Here is a 15,784-nt window from a genome sequence, read left to right on the forward strand (position 1 = left end):
TTACACCTCTTTGAACTGTTGTTTCAGTGTGGTGCCAGAGTAACGATCAACCCCAGCCTGAATGCGAAAACCCAGCATGATTTTGCCAGTGGTGCAATACACCTGCTCCCGCAGCCACTCAATGACTTCCTTGCCCTCGGAAAAGCCAACCGCCTCGAATTCCCAAACACGGTCATCCGCATTCCAGCGAAAACCCTTGGACTTTAGAAAATCTTTCTTCTCAAATGGTGCCTTCAGTGCAGCGATTTGGTAAATCGATTCATTGGCGCTGTCGAACAGCACCTGAAAAGGCATGCGTTGTGAAGTCTTCAGGGGCTGTGCCAATACATGAATCAAGGCATTGCAGTCTTCAACCGCGCGGTGTGCGCCGTGAAAGTAGCCGCAATCGGACAGCAAATGCTCTAGCTTACGAGCTGAATAATTTTCCTGTGTCCACGGCAATTCACGAAATGTGCAGGCCCAGATTGATTTCTCAAGCCAGGGAAAGCGGCGCAGCATAAAAGGTTTGTCGAATGCAGCATTGTGTGCCACAAACAATGCAGCGTCATTGCACAAGGCTTTCAAGGCCGCTTCATCGAAATACTGGTCTTTCACCATGTCATTGGTAATGCCATGAATGGCCGAATTTTCAGGAGTGATCGGTACTTTAGGCTGCTCGAGCCCACCGTAACTACCCAGCACCGCGCCAATTGCTCCGGTGTCCTGGTCCACCTCGATCAGCAAGGCACCCACTTCAATTACCTCACAAGTCGCAAAATCAAGACCCGTGGTTTCGGTGTCGACCACCAACACTTTCACAGGGCTGCTGATCTGCCCACCGAAACTGTCGCGCATTTGTATACGGCGCAGCACTTTGTAGTTGCCGCTGCTTTCCAGCCATTGGGCCACCGTTTCCGGGTCTATATTGCCCATGCTGTTGTTCAAGTCATCGTTATTCAAACGCTTTGTCCTATGGTTGAGTGTGTTGCAGGTGAGCCTGCTGTCGGCTTACTTTGACATGCCAACCTTTTTTCACCACCCGAATGCCGCCTTTGTTGATCCGCAACTGGCGGGCCAATTCCTGCAATTTCAGCTTGCCGCAACGTACCCCTTGCCCCAACAGCCAATGTCGAAGGGTATTCAATTGGTTTGTTTCATCCAGTTCCCGCCACGGATTCAATAGCAATGTTCCTGAAGCGGAAACCACTTGCGGCGTGTAAGCCTCGGTATTTGAGTCTTCTTCTGAATAGTGTGCCTGAAAAAATTCGGCCAGTTGCAACAAGGCCCTCGGGCTTTGAGGAAAGTGTTCTTCAAGACTGGGCAACAATTCGTGACGCACCCAATTGCGGCGCAGTGTGGTGTCATCATTACTGGGGTCTTCGATGTGTTGCAAGTGATTCAACCGTGCGTACTCCAGCAGGCTGGCCTTGCTACAGTTGAGCAAAGGGCGGCACAACAGCAATTGGGGATGCAGGTGTCGATCCACCCCCACCGGGCCCACAACCCGCATGCCACCCACACCCCGCAAACCAGACCCCCGCAGCAATTGCAGCAGCACAGTTTCAAGTTGATCATCCCGGTGGTGGGCACACAGCAATACCGTGTGTTGATTGGTTTTCATCCAGTTGAAAATTGCCCGATAACGCACCACACGGGCCTGGCCTTCAAGGCCCAAATCACCCGGCTCTACGTCGACCCTCAACGCTGTAAACGGTACACCCCACTGTTCGCACTGACTTTTGCAATGTGCTTCCCAAGAATCAGCCTGTTTCTGGATTTGATGGTTCACGTGCACAGCGTGCAGCGACAAGCCCATGCTGTGCAAAGCGTGTAACAACACGGTGGAATCGACACCACCAGAATAAGCCACTACAAAACTGGCGGGTGTCGGTGTGTGGCGTTTGAGGTCGCTTAAAAAGGCTTCAAGCGACGGCCTCAATTACTTGCTCACCTTGAAGTGACCATAACTCATCAAGCGGTCATGGCGAGCATCCAACAAAGTTTTGGGCTTGTAGGTCACCAACATATTCAAGGCAGCCTTGATGGCGGTTTTCAAATTGTTGGCTGTTTGCGCGTGGTCGCGGTGCGCGCCACCAAAACTTTCTTTGACAATTTCCTGAATCAAGCCCAAATCGCGCAGGCGTTTTGCCGTAATACCCAACGCTTCTGCTGCATCGGAGGCCCGTTCTGCACTGCGCCACAAAATCGAGGCGCAACCTTCGGGAGAAATAACGGAATAGGTGGCGTTTTCCATCATGATGACATGGTCGGCAACGGCCAATGCCAGCGCCCCGCCCGAACCACCTTCACCAATAATTGCGCTGACAATGGGCACCTGAATTTGTGCCATCTCGATCAGGTTACGACCAATTGCCTCGGATTGTCCGCGTTCTTCAGCATCAATGCCGGGGTAGGCCCCGGGCGTGTCAACCAAAGTCACAATGGGAATACCGAATTTTTCAGCGGTTTTCATCAAACGCAGCGCCTTGCGATAGCCCTCGGGGCGTGGCATGCCAAAGTTGCGCAGGGTACGCTCTTTCACATCACGACCCTTTTGATGACCAATTACCATCACGCTTTCACCATCCAGCCGGGCCAAGCCCCCCACAATCGAAGGGTCGTCGGCAAAATGGCGGTCGCCATGCAGTTCATGAAAATCAGTGAACGCGTTGGCAATGTAATCCAGCGTGTAAGGGCGCTGCGGGTGCCTTGCCACTTGCGAGACCTGCCAAGGGGTAAGTTTGCTGTAAAGCTCTTTGGTCAACACATCGCTTTTGCCTTCCAGGCGTCGAATTTCCTCTGACAAATCAACGGCTGAGCCATCTTGAACCAGGCGCAGCTCCTCGATTTTGCCTTTCAATTCGGCAATGGGCGCTTCAAAATCTAGAAATGTTTGCTTCATGAGGTTCTCTTAATAGTCCACCACAGCTGGATCCAGACTGCGCCACAAATACCACGCTGCCACGGTCCGCCAAGGTTTTAATTTTTCCCCGAATTGTAGTGCTTCTTTCGGTCCGATGGGTTCACCTTCGAAAAATTGGCGCGAGATACCGCGCTGCACACCAATGTCATCCACAGGCCATACATCGGGCCTGCGCAAACAGAACATCAAAAACATCTGCGCCGTCCAGCGCCCTACTCCCTTGATTTCACACAGGTGGCTGGTACAGGTTTCATCGTCCATCCTGTCAAGTAATTCCAGTTTTAACCGCCCCTGCTGTTCGAATTCGCTCAAAGCCCGGGAATAAGCAATTTTTTGGCGGGAAAGGCCTGTGGCCTTCAAAGTGTCATCCGCCAAGGCGAGCAAAGAATGGCTGGTGATTTGACCATTCAAGGCACCAACCACCCGGGCCCACACCGCATCTGCTGCTTTCACCGAAATTTGTTGACCCACCAACGAGCGCAACATGGTTTCATAAGGCGCACCGCGAGACCGCAATGCCCGGTCGGAATGCCGATTGACCAAGTCAGCCCACACAGGGCTTTGCAGGGTCAACGCCATGCACGCCTCCTGCCAGTAGGCAGGCGCATCAGGGTCGTGATTCAGCCTCAGGCTCGCCGCCATTCAGTGGCACCGCCCCGTTTGTCTTCCAGCACGACACCCAAATCAAGCAACTGCTGGCGAATGGCGTCTGCTTTTGCAAAATCTCGACCCGTCTTGGCCTGTGTGCGGGCGTCAATCAGCGCTTGAATCGCTGCCTCGTCGAACGTACCTGCCTGTTCGCCCACCTCCGCTTTCTGGAAGGCCTCGGAGGTTCGACCCAACAAGCCCAACACCTGTGCCAACGCTTTCAATCGCTCGGCCAGTGTTTGATCGGCGCTGCGATTCACTTCATGGGCCATTTCAAACAACACAGAAATCGCAATGGGTGTGTTCATGTCGTCATTCATCGCCTCGGCAAAGCGGGATTCGAAGTCCCGACTCCAGTCAATGGTTGTTGCGGCTTGCACATCGCCCACGGCTGTGTACAAACGGCCCAAGGCTGCCTTCGCGTCTTGAACATGACCTTCGGAATAAGTCAGTTGACTGCGATACTGGGCACGAAGAATAAAAAACCGCACCACCTCGGCATCGTAGACTTTCAAAATGTCGCGAATCGTGAAGAAGTTATTCAACGATTTCGACATTTTTTCCGATTGCCCATTGGTTTCTACCCGCACAAAACCGTTGTGCATCCAATACTGGGCAAAGCTTTCACCGGTCGCACCCACACTTTGGGCAATTTCGTTTTCATGGTGGGGAAACTGCAGATCTGCTCCACCGCCATGAATATCGAACGTATTGCCCAGCAACTTGCAACTCATGGCTGAACATTCAATGTGCCAACCCGGGCGACCTACGCCAAAATCAGATTCCCATTTGGCATCCGCAGGCTCATCGGTTTTGGCGCTTTTCCACAGAACAAAGTCAAGTGGATCATTTTTGCTGCCAGAGACACCCACGCGTTCGCCAGCACGCAACTCATCCAGGCTTTTGCCAGAAAGACGACCGTAGTCTGGAAATGCGCGAACGGCGAAGTTCACGTCGCCGGAATCATCCCGATACGCCAGTCTTTTGCTCATCAGCGTTTGGATCATTTCCTGCATTTCGGCCACATACTCTGTGGCACGCGGCTCATGATCAGGCCGCTCAATGCCCAATGCATCGGCATCCTCGTGCATGGCTGCGATAAAGCGATCTGTCAACGAACGAATACTTTCACCGTTCTCAACAGCACGGCGAATGATCTTGTCATCAATGTCAGTGATATTACGCACATAGGTAACCGGGTACCCCGAGGCGCGCAACCAACGCTTGAGCAAATCGAACACCACCATGACGCGGGCATGGCCCAGGTGACAGAAGTCATAGACTGTCATGCCACACACATACATCCGGACGTTCTGTGGATCAAGCGGTGAAAAAGCCTGCTTTTTCCTTAGAATTGAATTGTAAATTTGGAGAGACGATTTCATTGGACTCGGATAAAAAGCGGACTCAGCCTGTCAAAACGGTACAATCTGACACAGTAGCACTCAGGAAACCTAGTTCAGAAGCCAACCCGCTCTAGGGCTTGCTACAATAGCGGTCGAGTATATCATTACGCATGATCGAGTTTTTCCCAACCAATCACATGAACGGGTAACCCCGCAAAGGCGCAACCGAATGCAGGCTAAAAAAACAATCACGTCGTCAATCAGTGGCAAATTCAAAAAAAGCAAATATGCGCTGCTGATCGCCCTCATGGGCTTGGCGTTTGCCGGTGGCCCCGGCTATGCCGACGAGGCGGATGAAGTATCCAAATTAATTCAGAACAGTCAGTTCGAACAGGCTCAAGCCCGTGCTGACGCTTACCTGGCCAATCGTCCCAACGATGCACAAATGCGTTTCCTGAAAGGTTTGATCCTGACAGAGCGGAACAAGACCACCGAAGCGATCACTGTGTTTACCAAGTTGACTGAGGACTTTCCCGAGTTGCCTGAACCCTACAACAACCTGGCAGTGTTGTACGCGGGGCGCGGCGAATACGAAAAAGCCCGTGAATCGCTTGAAATGGCCATTCGCACCCATCCCAGCTATGCAACTGCCCATGAAAACCTGGGCGACGTGTATGCCAAATTGGCGAGTCAGTCCTACGACAAAGCCCTTCAACTGGATGGTCGCAATTCAACCGCTCAAACCAAACTGTCACTGGTGCGCAACCTGATTGCAGGCAAACCAGAAACAGTGGCTGTGGCCGCTGCACCTGCTGCAGCACCAGCCAGCAAATCCGCACCAGCCAAAACTGCACCCGCAGTAGTACCCACACCGCCTGTGGTTGCTGCCGCACCACCCACTGTTGAAGTGGCACCAAGCAAACCTGCCCCGGCAGCAGCGCCAGCAATCACTGCCAGCAAACCAGCCGAGACAAAACCAAATACGATCGGCATGGACAGCCAGGTACTTGCAGCTGTTGAAGCATGGGCCAAAGCCTGGACGGATCAAGACATGGCCGGTTATCTGGGCGCGTACAGCCAGGATTTCGACACACCCGGCAAAATGAACCGTGCCAATTGGGAAAAAATGCGCGAACAACGCATTGTTGGTAAGGAAACCATTCGCGTGGTTGTTGAAAACCCCTTAATCACAATCACTGGCAATGAAGCTGTGGTGAAGTTCAAGCAGAGTTATTTCTCCAACCGCCTGAACAATGTGTCCGCGAAAACATTGACCATGAAACAGGAAGGCGGCACCTGGAAAATTACCAGCGAGAGGGTGGGCGGTTAAATGTGGTTAAGCAATAAGCTTCGAAGAATGTCCAAAGGGTTGCGATTTGCCGCACCCCTGTTGTTTTGGGCATTCACCGCAGCCCCCACTTTTGTTCAATCAGGCTCTGAAGAGTCGTTTGACCTCGCCGCCTACAGTAGCGCCGAACCCAAAAAAGGCTCGCTGGCCAGCAAGCTGTTTGAGTCAGCCAGCTACCAGCCCGTAATCGACACCGCCGTAGAGGAAATTTACCTCGCCTTGAGCAAGCATGAGCTAAACAAGGCGCTGAAATTAACAGATCGACTGCTTGCCGAATTTCCCAATTTTTACCTTGGCCACATGCTCAAAGGCGATATTTTGTCATTGAAGGCTGGGCGTCCCTTAACGCAAATCGGCGACATGCTCGATGTTCCCAAGGGAAAACAGGAAGAACTCACTGAGTTGCGAGACGAGGCCATAGCACGATTCAAAGCAGTTAAAGATCGCCCCCAACGCGACTTGCTGCCTGCCGAACTGGTTGAACTGAATGACGATCAACGTTACGTGATTTTGGTAGACACCACTCGCTCACGGCTTTTTCTTTATGAAAACGCATTTCCCCAGCCACGCTTGGTGACTGACTTTTACGTGTCCCAAGGAAAAATGGGGGCGGTGAAGGTGCGCGAGGGTGACAAACGCACACCCATTGGCGTGTACACAATTACCGAATTACTGCCCAAAGAAAAACTGACTGATTTCTACGGGCCCATTGCCTTGCCCATCGATTATCCAAATGCTTGGGACAAACGGCTGGGTAAAACCGGCTATGGTATTTGGCTGCACGGCATGCCCAAACACTATGTAAGTCGCCCCCCCAAGGCCAGCGATGGCTGTGTGGTGCTGGCAAACCAGGACTTGCTTGCCTTGAAAAAATTTGTCGACATTGGCAGCACACAAGTTGTCATCAGCGAGAGACTTGACTTCGTGCCCGTGGATGTATGGCAAAGTCACCGCAAAGCCGCCTTGCGCATGGTGGACACCTGGAAAAAGGACTTGGAAAAAGGCTTTTCCAAAGGAATTTATCATTACGCAAGCGATGTGAAAATAGACGGCCAGGGTTTGATTGAGTGGCAGAAAAATCAGCAAATCGGCAACAAGTCGTTTGGAAAAATCTCCATCGACGACCTCACGGTCATGCGATACCCCAGCGACAAAGACATGATGCTGGTGTCCTTCAAACAAGAGGACAAATTGTCGGGTGAAATCCGCAAGCAACAGTACTGGATGAAAGTCGGCACACGCTGGCAAATTGTGCAAGAAGATACTTCAAAACTGTAAAGGACAAGTCTGTGACTCAAGGCAAACGTGTTTTTCTCAAGTGGTCGATGTTCTCGGCGATTGCTGTTAGCATCGGTAATTCTTCAATCTCCTCTGCGTTTGCAAAAGCGAAAAAACAAACCATGGTTAAACTTAAAACAAATTTTGGCGACATTACAATCGCCTTGGACGCTGAAAAAGCCCCCGCTACCGTGGCCAACTTTCTGGAATATGCAAAAAGTGGCTTCTACACCAACACCATTTTCCACCGTGTCATCGGCGGCTTCATGGTTCAAGGCGGCGGCTTTGAACCCGGCATGAAACAGAAGCCCACCAAAGACCCCGTGAAGAATGAGGCCGACAACGGCTTGAAAAACGAGAAGTACACCATTGCGATGGCGCGTACCAACGACCCGCACTCTGCGACTGCCCAGTTTTTCATCAACATGGAAAACAATGAGTTTTTGAACTTCAAAAGCCCTACCCCTCAAGGCTGGGGCTATTGCGTATTCGGCAAAGTGACCGAGGGCAAAGACATTGTCGACAAAATTGTGGCTGTCAAAACCGGCTCTAAAGGTTTTCACCAAGACGTACCGCTGGAAGATGTGATTATTCAGGGCGTCGAAGTACTGTAAAGCTACCCTATAAAAAAGCCCTTGTTCAAGGGCTTTTTTAATGACCTTATAATCAGGTAACAAGTTGATAGAAATTCCTCAACAAGGTGCTGCATTCTTTGCCTCCGACCTGCACTTGTCAGAACACACCCCCAAAACACTGGACGCCTTCGAGAATTGGCTGGTTAGCGTATCCCAGGAAAACACACTTGTCTTTTTGCTCGGCGACCTGTTCGAGGTTTGGTACGGCGACGACTACAGCGACAGCACCAGCGAGCGCGTTATCAAGGCTGTTCAAAGCGCAAAATCTACCGGTGCGACACTGTATTTCATGCATGGCAACCGTGATTTTCTTCTGGGCGATCAATTCGCCGAAGCAGCGGGGCTCGAGATTCTTCCCGATCCCGAATTTTTGCAGATCAATCACCAAGTCGTATTGATTACGCATGGCGATCAGCTTTGCACAGATGACAAGGCCTATCAAAAGTTCAGGCTTCAAAGCCGGGACGACAAGTGGCAAAAAAACTTTCTGGCACTACCCCTCGAACAACGTCTTGAAATGGCCAAGGCCATTCGCAGCGAAAGCAAAATACACAAGGCCAACAGTGCCATGAGTATTATGGACGCCAATCTGCACGCTGTGGCTGAGTCATTCAAGGGCAATTGGCCCGATGGTTACTACGTGGGAAAAAGCGATGTCATATTGCATGGCCACACCCACCGCTGTGCCATACACGGCACGTTCGATAGCCAGGCACCCCTGGTACCCGAAAGCACTCAAGGACAACTGCAAAAGGGTCAGCGAATCGTTTTGCCCGACTGGAACTTCGATGAACCAGAAAAAAACCGCCCAAAGGGCGGTTTCTTGAAATTACTCAGCACCGGGGAATTCAGCCTGAATCTGTTCAATTAATTGTCCACCAGTTTATTCAAGGCTTTCAGTTCTTCGCAGTCCACGGAATCGCCGCAATCCGGCTCTGCTTTGCCTTTGCTCAGTTGCTTTTCAAGTTGTTCGATTCGCTGCTGCTGAGCGATGGCCTGATCAATCAAACCATGCATCGCCTTGATCAGTGGGTCATCTCCGTTTTTAGACACACCATAGGCCAAAAACTCTTCCTTGGTTTTCGCCGCACCTGTCAACACTTCGTCAGGCGTTCGTTCAGCCGCTTTCAGAATCATTCGGGCGGGATTGCCCACCGCGGTGGCTCCTGCTGGCACTGGCTTCGTGACCACAGCGTTCGAGCCTATCTTGGCGCCCTCACCCACCACAAAGGGACCCAGCACCTGCGCACCTGCGCCCACGACCACACCTTTTTCCAGCGTGGGGTGGCGCTTGCCCTTGGCCAGTGAAGTACCGCCCAAGGTAACCCCTTGGTAAATGGTGACGTCATCATGAATTTCAGCAGTTTCACCAATGACCACGCCCATGCCATGGTCGATGAATACGCGCCTGCCAATATTGGCACCTGGATGAATTTCAATACCAGTAAAAAATCGACCCAAATGAGACAAAAACCGCGCGAGCGTGTTGAAACCAGCCGCCCATGCATTGTGGGCCAGGCGATGCCAAATCAAGGCATGCAAACCGGGGTAGCACAGGAACACTTCCAAACGCCCTCGGGCCGCCGGGTCTTTCCTCAAAATCGTGTCAATGTCTTCTTGTAGTCGAATCCACATGCGCGGAAAACCTTGGATCAATTGTTATTGGTACGTATACACTGGTCGCCGCAGTGTATCACGGCTGAATCAAGGCTTCTTGCGCTCGAATTCATGCGGATAAAGGCGATCGTCTACCACTCGGATCACATCTGAAAAAAACCCGCGCAGCATATCCACTTCCTCTTGTTCCAAAGGGGTTTTGGCCAACATTCTGGCCAAACGCTGAACTACTTTTTTCGGCTTGTCCGGGTTAATGAAGTCCACCGCCTGCATTGCCTGTAACCAATGGGCTTGCAAATCAGCCACAGCTTTCACGGTGGCCAGTTTTTCGCCTTTTGCCAAAGTGCCAGCCAAGGAATCTTCTTCCAGATCAAACTGCCCGGCGGCCCATTCAGTGCGCAAGGCGTAAGCAACAATTTGCACCGCTTGTGACAGGTTGAGCGAGCTATATGCCGGATTGGCAGCAATCGTCACCTGCCGGTTACACACCAGCAACTCATCATTGCTCAAACCCGTGCGTTCAGCGCCAAATACAAAAGCAGCGCCTACTGCGCTTTCAGTTAATTTCAAGGCTTCCTGTGCCGCCTCTTGGGGGCTTTGTAAACGCGGGCCCAGGTCCCGCAAACGCGCTGACAAGGCAAATGCAACGCTTCGATCTGCCAAGGCATCGGGCAAAGTATTGAAAATTCGAGCCTTTTCAAGTACATCCGTGGCACCGCTGGCCAGCGAAATCGCCTCATCAGCGCTGCAAATGTCTGTCGTTTTGGGTTCAACGAGTCGCAAATCACTCAGGCCCATGGTTTTCATGGCACGCGCCACTGAACCAACATTGCCCGGATGGCTTGTTTTTACGAGAACAATTGAAATGGATTCGAGGGAAATGGCTGCGGTCATTTATAATGTCGGGTTAAACGTATTCAAATTGAAAGGAAAGGCCATGCATCCGATGTTGAACGTGGCGGTGAAAGCCGCTCGCGCTGCGGGAAAAATCATCAACCGAGCGGAGCTTGACCTCGATCAGGTAAAAATCGGAGTCAAAGGGCCCAACGATTTCGTCACCGAAACCGATCAGGCCGCTGAAAGCGCCATTATCGACGTGCTCAAGCAAGCCTTTCCCGATCACGCCATTCTAGCCGAGGAAAGCGGCGCCTCTGGCAAATCAGATTACGAGTGGGTGATCGATCCCATCGACGGCACGGCCAACTTCATTCATGGCTATCCACACTATGCCATCTCTATCGCACTTCGCGTCAATGGCAATGTGCAACAGGCCGTGGTGTACAACCCAGCCACGAACGATCTGTTCACCGCCTCCAAGGGCGAAGGTGCGTTCTTGAACAACCGTCGCATCCGGGTTTCCAAGCGCAGCAAACCCAATGAATTTTTGGTGGGTTTTGCGTTCCCGAGCGGCCAGAATGAAGGCTCCCTTGGCGTAAAGCGTAAAATGCTGGCCCTGACTGAGAGCACCGCAGGTATTCGCAAATCAGGCTCAGCCGTTCTCGACCTGGCTTATGTGGCTTGCGGTCGCCTGGACGGCTACATGTGTTTTGGCCTGAAGCCATGGGACTTGGCAACAGGCGTGTTGCTTGTCTCCGAGGCAGGTGGTTTGATTACCGACCCACAAGGCAACGACACCTACATGGCAACTGGCGACGCAGTAGCCGGAAACCCCAAAGCACTTCAATACCTGCTGAGCTTCAAATAAAACAAACAGGGACCCAGTTGAGCAAACAAGCGAGTACAAACAACCAGGCCGCATCACAGGCGTTTGAAAGCCACACGCCGATGATGCAGCAGTACCTCACGCTGAAAGCCGAATACCCAGACAAGCTGCTGTTTTATCGCATGGGCGATTTTTACGAGCTGTTTTTTGACGATGCCCAACTGGCCGCACAATTACTCCGAATCACCCTGACTCATCGGGGTCAATCTGCCGGGCAGCCCATACCCATGGCTGGCGTACCATTTCACGCCGCAGACCAATACCTGGCCAAGCTGGTTGCCTTGGGGCATTCAGTGGCCATTTGCGAACAGGTGGGCACGCCAGGCCTGACCAAAGGCCCCATGGAGCGAAAGGTGGCGCGGGTGGTTACGCCAGGCACACTGACCGAATCAACCCTGCTGCCTGATCAAGAAAACAAAACCTTGCTTAGCCTGTATTCCGAAGATGGCAAGTATTGGGGTGTCGCCTGCCTGGCCTTGTCAGCTGGCTCCATTCGTTTGCTCGAATGTGATTCAGGCGCATTGGCTGCGCACATCAGCCGCTTCAACGCGGCCGAAGTGCTGGTGAACAACCGCAGCTGGGCGCAGCAAAGTCAAATCACGGGTAGCTTTGAGCGACCCGCCTGGCACTTCGATGCCGGTTTTGCGCAAACCCATTTGCAGTCGGTATTACAGGCTGCGAATCTCGAAAGCCTTGAACTACACAAAGCCAAGCTTGCCGTGCCCGCCATGGGCGCAGCTTTGCAATATGCCAAGGAAACTCACCTTAGCATCGATACCTTCAAGCACGTGTCCGATATTCAGGTGGAACACGAGCAAGACTTTCTGGTGCTTGACGAAGCCGCACGCCGCAATCTGGAATTGACTGAAACATTGAGGGGCGAGCCAGCGCCTACCCTGTTTTCACGGATCAACCGCACAGGCAGCGGCATGGGTGCGCGGCGCTTGCGCCAATGGTTGCTCGAACCGCTGCGCAGTATTGAATCCATTGAAGCACGACAAAACAAAATACAGCACCTGCTTGCCACTTTGGGCCAGGCCCCTGAACCGGCCTGTTTCGCACTTGTGAAAACCTTGCGCGCCATGGCAGACATTGAACGCATTAGCAGCCGTGTGGCCATGCAAACGGCCAAGCCTCGCGATTTGCTGGCGCTGCGGGAAAGCCTGCAAGCGCTGCCGCAAGTTGCCGAACTGATTGCAAACTTTGGCGACAATGAATTCAACACTGCACTGCAGGCATTGGAAGCACCCCCACAGTTGCTGGCAGAATTAATGCAGGCCTTGGCCGAAAATCCGCCTGTGCTGATTCGCGACGGTGGTGTAATCGCCGACGGCTATCATGCCGAGCTGGATGAATTACGCAATATTCAAACCGGCAGCGGGCAGTTTTTAATTGAGCTTGAAAAACAGGAACGCGAAGCCACTGGCATTGCCAACCTGAAAGTCGAGTTCAACCGCGTGCATGGTTTTTACATTGAGGTCAGCAGCGCGCAGGCCGAAAAGGTGCCAGCACACTACATTCGCCGGCAAACCATGAAAAATGCCGAGCGCTACATTACCGAAGAGCTGAAAGCCTTTGAGGAAAAAGCGCTGTCGGCCAAAGACAAAGCCCTGAACCTTGAAAAAGTCATTTATGAAAACCTGATGACGTGGCTTGCTCAGTTCACCCCGTTTTTGCAACGCTGCGCACGGGAGTTGTCTGAACTCGATGCCTTGGCTGCGTTGGCCATTGTGGCTTTTGAGGCCAACTGGGTACGACCACACATGCTGCCTCACGCCCTGCTGAATATTCAACAAGGCCGCCACCCCGTGCTGGAAGTTCAGGTAGAACAATTCACACCGAACGACTGTGCATTACACCCAGGCAAACACATGGCGCTGATCACCGGTCCGAACATGGGCGGTAAAAGCACCTACATGCGCCAAACCGCGCTGATTGCGTTGCTTGCTCACATGGGCAGTTTCGTACCGGCAAGCAGTGCACAAATTGGGGTGCTTGACAGAATTTTTACACGAATCGGCGCATCCGATGACCTGGCCGGAGGCCGCTCCACCTTCATGGTGGAAATGACCGAAGCTGCCACCATTGTTCGCCAAGCCACGCCACACAGCTTGGTCATCATGGACGAAATTGGGCGTGGCACCTCCACGTTCGACGGTTTGTCACTGGCCTGGGAAATTGCCAAGCGCCTGGCCAACACCAACAAATGCTTAACACTGTTTGCCACGCATTATTTTGAAATCACAGCGCTGGGCAACGAGCTGGACAGCGTATTCAATGTTCATTTGTCTGCCACCGAGCACCAAGGCAAGTTGGTATTTTTGCACCGCATCGAGGCTGGCCCTGCAAGCCAAAGTTACGGCCTGCAAGTGGCCAAACTGGCAGGCTTGCCAGCCTTGGTGGTAAAAAATGCGCAAAAGCGACTGGACCAACTGGAAGCTGAAAAACGCGCCATGACGACGCAAGTGGATTTGTTCGACCTGCCGGTTGAAACAGACACCGAAGCACCGGCCAGCCCGCAGCATGTGAACCTGATTCTCGAAAAGCTCAACGAGATCGACCCCGATGAGCTCAGCCCCAGAGAAGCACTGCAGTTGATTTTTCAGCTCAAGGGCCTTCATACATGAACTTGCGCCGCACGGTAAGCAAAACCTGTGCGGCTACTTTGCTGGTGGTCTTGCCCATCACCACCCCATGGGTATCGGCCAATGCACATACCGACAGTTTCAGCTTCGCACTCATCGGCGATCAGCCTTACAACAACTTTTTTGAACCTGCAACCAGCCAGCTGATACAACAAATCGGGCGGGAACGCCATGTAAGCTGGATATTGCACATTGGCGACATCAAAGGCGGCAACGAGCCCTGCTCCGATGACTTGCTTGAACGCAGACTGGATCAACTACAACAAAGCGAAAAGCCCTTGGTGTATGTACCCGGCGACAACGAATGGACTGATTGCCACCGATCATCAAACGGAAATTTTGACACGCAGGAGCGCCTGGAATTTTTACGCAAACAAGCCTTCTCAAAATCTCGCACACTGGGCAAACAAGGCTTCTCGATTCGCCAGCAAATTAAGCACCCCTACCCTGAACACCTGATGTGGACTCAAGGTAGCACGCTGTTCCTGAGCTTGAATATCCCCGGCAGTAACAACGACCTGCTCAACCCAAAATCCAGAAATGCCAGCACAAAAAAAGTAAAACAATTATTCGAGGCACGTTCCCTGGCCATTGAATCCTGGCTTGCGGAAGCAGAACAACTGTTCGACAAGGCAGACCCACGCCTCACGGAAACCGTGATCGCCATTCAAGGCAATCCAATTGATGGATCGGGCGGTGCAGGCAGCAATCCGGTCAAAAATGGATATGCCCGCTTTATGAAAAGCTTGGTGAAATACATCAACACCACCAAGCGCCCTGTGCTGTTGGCGCACGGCGACACACACAGGTTTAAATGGGACAAACCCAGTCTTGAACGATTTGGGGGAACACCCGAAACAGATGCACTGTTCTATCGGGTCGAAGGCTGGGGCCATCCGTTCATGAACGCATGGGTACAGGTCACGGTAACACCCGGTACCAAGATGCCTTTTGAGGCCAGCAGTATTTCGCTGCCCGCCCCAGAAGTCAGCAATTAGTTCAACTTGCCTGCACCCGGATTGGGCGCCACGCTGAACAACGATTGGGCTGCTGCGCCTTGCGCCTTTTCTTCCTCGTTGGCTGCGCGAATGTCCAGCACTTTCAAGTGATATCGCAGAGCCATGCCAGCAAACGGGTGATTGCCGTCCAGTACCACCTTGCCCTCGGCAATGTCAGTCACTGTCCAAACCCGGCCAAAACCCGTGTTTTCCTCGGTGGCCTGCTCGTCTGGCTCGTTCTCGTCGTCGACAGGCACTTCTTCCAGTTGCATGCCGATTTCCAATTCTTCGCCGAACATTTCAATGTCCTCAACCCGCATCAGCTCCGGATCAAAGTCACCAAATGCATCCTCGGGCTCTAGCTGAGCAAACACTTCATCGCCAACAGCCTTGCCGAGTACAGCCTCTTGAAGTTTCGGAAATACTTCATTCTCGCTGCCCTGCAGGTAAATGATCGGCTCGCCACCATGTTCCTGAATCAGTTCACCCTGCGCATCACGCAGCTCAAAATCAAGGGTAACCACCGTGCCGTGCTCAACAATCATCGTACATAACTCCAGAAATCAGCGCCCGAACAGTGGGCAGTCTTTTAAGGTGGCCTATGATACCCGTAATCGATAAATCACCCAAATAAAGCTCCCGCA

Annotated in this window: 15 protein-coding genes; 7 read left to right on the forward strand and 8 right to left on the reverse strand. The window is 52.4% G+C overall.

Going from position 1 to position 15,784, the window contains the following annotated elements; all coding sequences use genetic code 11:
• Genes FRIGORI9N_RS11475 through cysS form a run of 5 tightly spaced genes read right to left on the reverse strand, consistent with a single transcriptional unit; the run spans position 1 to position 4,935 of the window.
• Positions 1-939 carry a 3'-5' exonuclease gene (locus FRIGORI9N_RS11475; RefSeq protein ID WP_159571034.1) on the reverse strand — a complete coding sequence of 313 codons (939 nt, stop codon included), beginning with the start codon at positions 937-939 and terminating at the stop codon, positions 1-3.
• 10 nt (positions 940-949) lie between these two features.
• Positions 950-1,918, reverse strand: coding sequence for a tRNA lysidine(34) synthetase TilS (gene tilS, locus FRIGORI9N_RS11480; RefSeq protein ID WP_159571037.1), 969 nt, complete (start codon positions 1,916-1,918; stop codon positions 950-952).
• Positions 1,919-2,881, reverse strand: coding sequence for an acetyl-CoA carboxylase carboxyltransferase subunit alpha (locus FRIGORI9N_RS11485; protein WP_159571040.1), 963 nt, complete (start codon positions 2,879-2,881; stop codon positions 1,919-1,921). It abuts the gene before it with no gap.
• Between the two features lie 9 nt (positions 2,882-2,890).
• Positions 2,891-3,544 (reverse strand): DNA-3-methyladenine glycosylase, encoded by a 654-nt coding sequence (locus FRIGORI9N_RS11490; RefSeq protein ID WP_201301480.1) that lies wholly within the window; start codon positions 3,542-3,544, stop codon positions 2,891-2,893.
• On the reverse strand, positions 3,529-4,935 hold the full coding sequence (gene cysS, locus FRIGORI9N_RS11495) for a cysteine--tRNA ligase (RefSeq protein WP_159571043.1): 1,407 nt from the start codon (positions 4,933-4,935) through the stop codon (positions 3,529-3,531). Before cysS ends, FRIGORI9N_RS11490 begins: the two co-directional genes overlap by 16 nt.
• Before the next feature lie 190 nt (positions 4,936-5,125).
• Between cysS and FRIGORI9N_RS11500 the strand changes: the two genes are divergently transcribed.
• The 4 genes from FRIGORI9N_RS11500 (at position 5,126) to FRIGORI9N_RS11515 (ending at position 9,028) form a co-directional block, all read left to right on the forward strand.
• Positions 5,126-6,226 carry a tetratricopeptide repeat protein gene (locus FRIGORI9N_RS11500; RefSeq protein ID WP_159571046.1) on the forward strand — a complete coding sequence of 367 codons (1,101 nt, stop codon included), beginning with the start codon at positions 5,126-5,128 and terminating at the stop codon, positions 6,224-6,226.
• Positions 6,227-7,522, forward strand: coding sequence for a murein L,D-transpeptidase family protein (locus tag FRIGORI9N_RS11505; protein WP_159571049.1), 1,296 nt, complete (start codon positions 6,227-6,229; stop codon positions 7,520-7,522). It abuts the gene before it with no gap.
• 122 nt (positions 7,523-7,644) lie between these two features.
• The gene (locus FRIGORI9N_RS11510) at positions 7,645-8,136 is read left to right on the forward strand and encodes a peptidylprolyl isomerase (protein WP_159571836.1); all 492 of its coding nucleotides are present in this window, start codon (positions 7,645-7,647) and stop codon (positions 8,134-8,136) included.
• A gap of 64 nt (positions 8,137-8,200) precedes the next feature.
• Complete coding sequence (locus FRIGORI9N_RS11515) at positions 8,201-9,028, forward strand: UDP-2,3-diacylglucosamine diphosphatase (RefSeq protein WP_159571052.1); 828 nt, start codon at positions 8,201-8,203, stop codon at positions 9,026-9,028.
• Here the strand turns inward: FRIGORI9N_RS11515 and cysE are convergent.
• Positions 9,025-9,792: a serine O-acetyltransferase gene (gene cysE / locus FRIGORI9N_RS11520; RefSeq protein ID WP_201301481.1), complete on the reverse strand. Its 768-nt coding sequence runs from the start codon at positions 9,790-9,792 to the stop codon at positions 9,025-9,027. The two genes, FRIGORI9N_RS11515 and cysE, sit on opposite strands and share 4 nt — an antisense overlap.
• A 69-nt stretch (positions 9,793-9,861) precedes the next feature.
• Positions 9,862-10,668 carry an RNA methyltransferase gene (locus FRIGORI9N_RS11525; RefSeq protein WP_159571058.1) on the reverse strand — a complete coding sequence of 269 codons (807 nt, stop codon included), beginning with the start codon at positions 10,666-10,668 and terminating at the stop codon, positions 9,862-9,864.
• A 43-nt stretch (positions 10,669-10,711) separates the two neighbouring features.
• Between FRIGORI9N_RS11525 and FRIGORI9N_RS11530 the strand changes: the two genes are divergently transcribed.
• The 3 genes from FRIGORI9N_RS11530 to FRIGORI9N_RS11540 all read left to right on the forward strand — a co-directional run bounded on the left by FRIGORI9N_RS11530 (position 10,712) and on the right by FRIGORI9N_RS11540 (position 15,140).
• Complete coding sequence (locus tag FRIGORI9N_RS11530) at positions 10,712-11,479, forward strand: inositol monophosphatase family protein (protein ID WP_201301482.1); 768 nt, start codon at positions 10,712-10,714, stop codon at positions 11,477-11,479.
• Positions 11,480-11,559: 80 nt separating this feature from the next.
• Entirely contained in the window at positions 11,560-14,124 is a 2,565-nt protein-coding gene (gene mutS, locus FRIGORI9N_RS11535) for a DNA mismatch repair protein MutS (protein ID WP_159571839.1), read from the forward strand.
• Positions 14,121-15,140, forward strand: coding sequence for a metallophosphoesterase (locus FRIGORI9N_RS11540; RefSeq protein WP_159571061.1), 1,020 nt, complete (start codon positions 14,121-14,123; stop codon positions 15,138-15,140). Before mutS ends, FRIGORI9N_RS11540 begins: the two co-directional genes overlap by 4 nt.
• Here the strand turns inward: FRIGORI9N_RS11540 and FRIGORI9N_RS11545 are convergent.
• Complete coding sequence (locus FRIGORI9N_RS11545) at positions 15,137-15,685, reverse strand: peptidylprolyl isomerase (protein ID WP_159571064.1); 549 nt, start codon at positions 15,683-15,685, stop codon at positions 15,137-15,139. The genes FRIGORI9N_RS11540 and FRIGORI9N_RS11545 overlap by 4 nt on opposite strands.
• Positions 15,686-15,784: the final 99 nt, after the last annotated feature.

Source organism: Limnobacter sp. 130 (genome assembly GCF_902506325.1).
Taxonomy (GTDB): domain Bacteria; phylum Pseudomonadota; class Gammaproteobacteria; order Burkholderiales; family Burkholderiaceae_B; genus Limnobacter.

What these genes read in the sequence shown, in the direction of transcription:
- FRIGORI9N_RS11525 (WP_159571058.1), bottom strand. Translation starts at nt 10,668, where the DNA reads ATGACCGCAGCCATTTCCCTCGAATCCATTTCAATTGTTCTCGTAAAA.
- FRIGORI9N_RS11510 (WP_159571836.1), top strand. Translation starts at nt 7,645, where the DNA reads ATGGTTAAACTTAAAACAAATTTTGGCGACATTACAATCGCCTTGGAC.
- FRIGORI9N_RS11530 (WP_201301482.1), top strand. Translation starts at nt 10,712, where the DNA reads ATGCATCCGATGTTGAACGTGGCGGTGAAAGCCGCTCGCGCTGCGGGA.
- cysE (WP_201301481.1), bottom strand. Translation starts at nt 9,792, where the DNA reads ATGTGGATTCGACTACAAGAAGACATTGACACGATTTTGAGGAAAGAC.
- FRIGORI9N_RS11505 (WP_159571049.1), top strand. Translation starts at nt 6,227, where the DNA reads ATGTGGTTAAGCAATAAGCTTCGAAGAATGTCCAAAGGGTTGCGATTT.
- FRIGORI9N_RS11545 (WP_159571064.1), bottom strand. Translation starts at nt 15,685, where the DNA reads ATGATTGTTGAGCACGGCACGGTGGTTACCCTTGATTTTGAGCTGCGT.
- FRIGORI9N_RS11540 (WP_159571061.1), top strand. Translation starts at nt 14,121, where the DNA reads ATGAACTTGCGCCGCACGGTAAGCAAAACCTGTGCGGCTACTTTGCTG.
- FRIGORI9N_RS11485 (WP_159571040.1), bottom strand. Translation starts at nt 2,881, where the DNA reads ATGAAGCAAACATTTCTAGATTTTGAAGCGCCCATTGCCGAATTGAAA.
- cysS (WP_159571043.1), bottom strand. Translation starts at nt 4,935, where the DNA reads ATGAAATCGTCTCTCCAAATTTACAATTCAATTCTAAGGAAAAAGCAG.
- FRIGORI9N_RS11490 (WP_201301480.1), bottom strand. Translation starts at nt 3,544, where the DNA reads ATGGCGGCGAGCCTGAGGCTGAATCACGACCCTGATGCGCCTGCCTAC.
- mutS (WP_159571839.1), top strand. Translation starts at nt 11,560, where the DNA reads ATGATGCAGCAGTACCTCACGCTGAAAGCCGAATACCCAGACAAGCTG.
- FRIGORI9N_RS11500 (WP_159571046.1), top strand. Translation starts at nt 5,126, where the DNA reads ATGCAGGCTAAAAAAACAATCACGTCGTCAATCAGTGGCAAATTCAAA.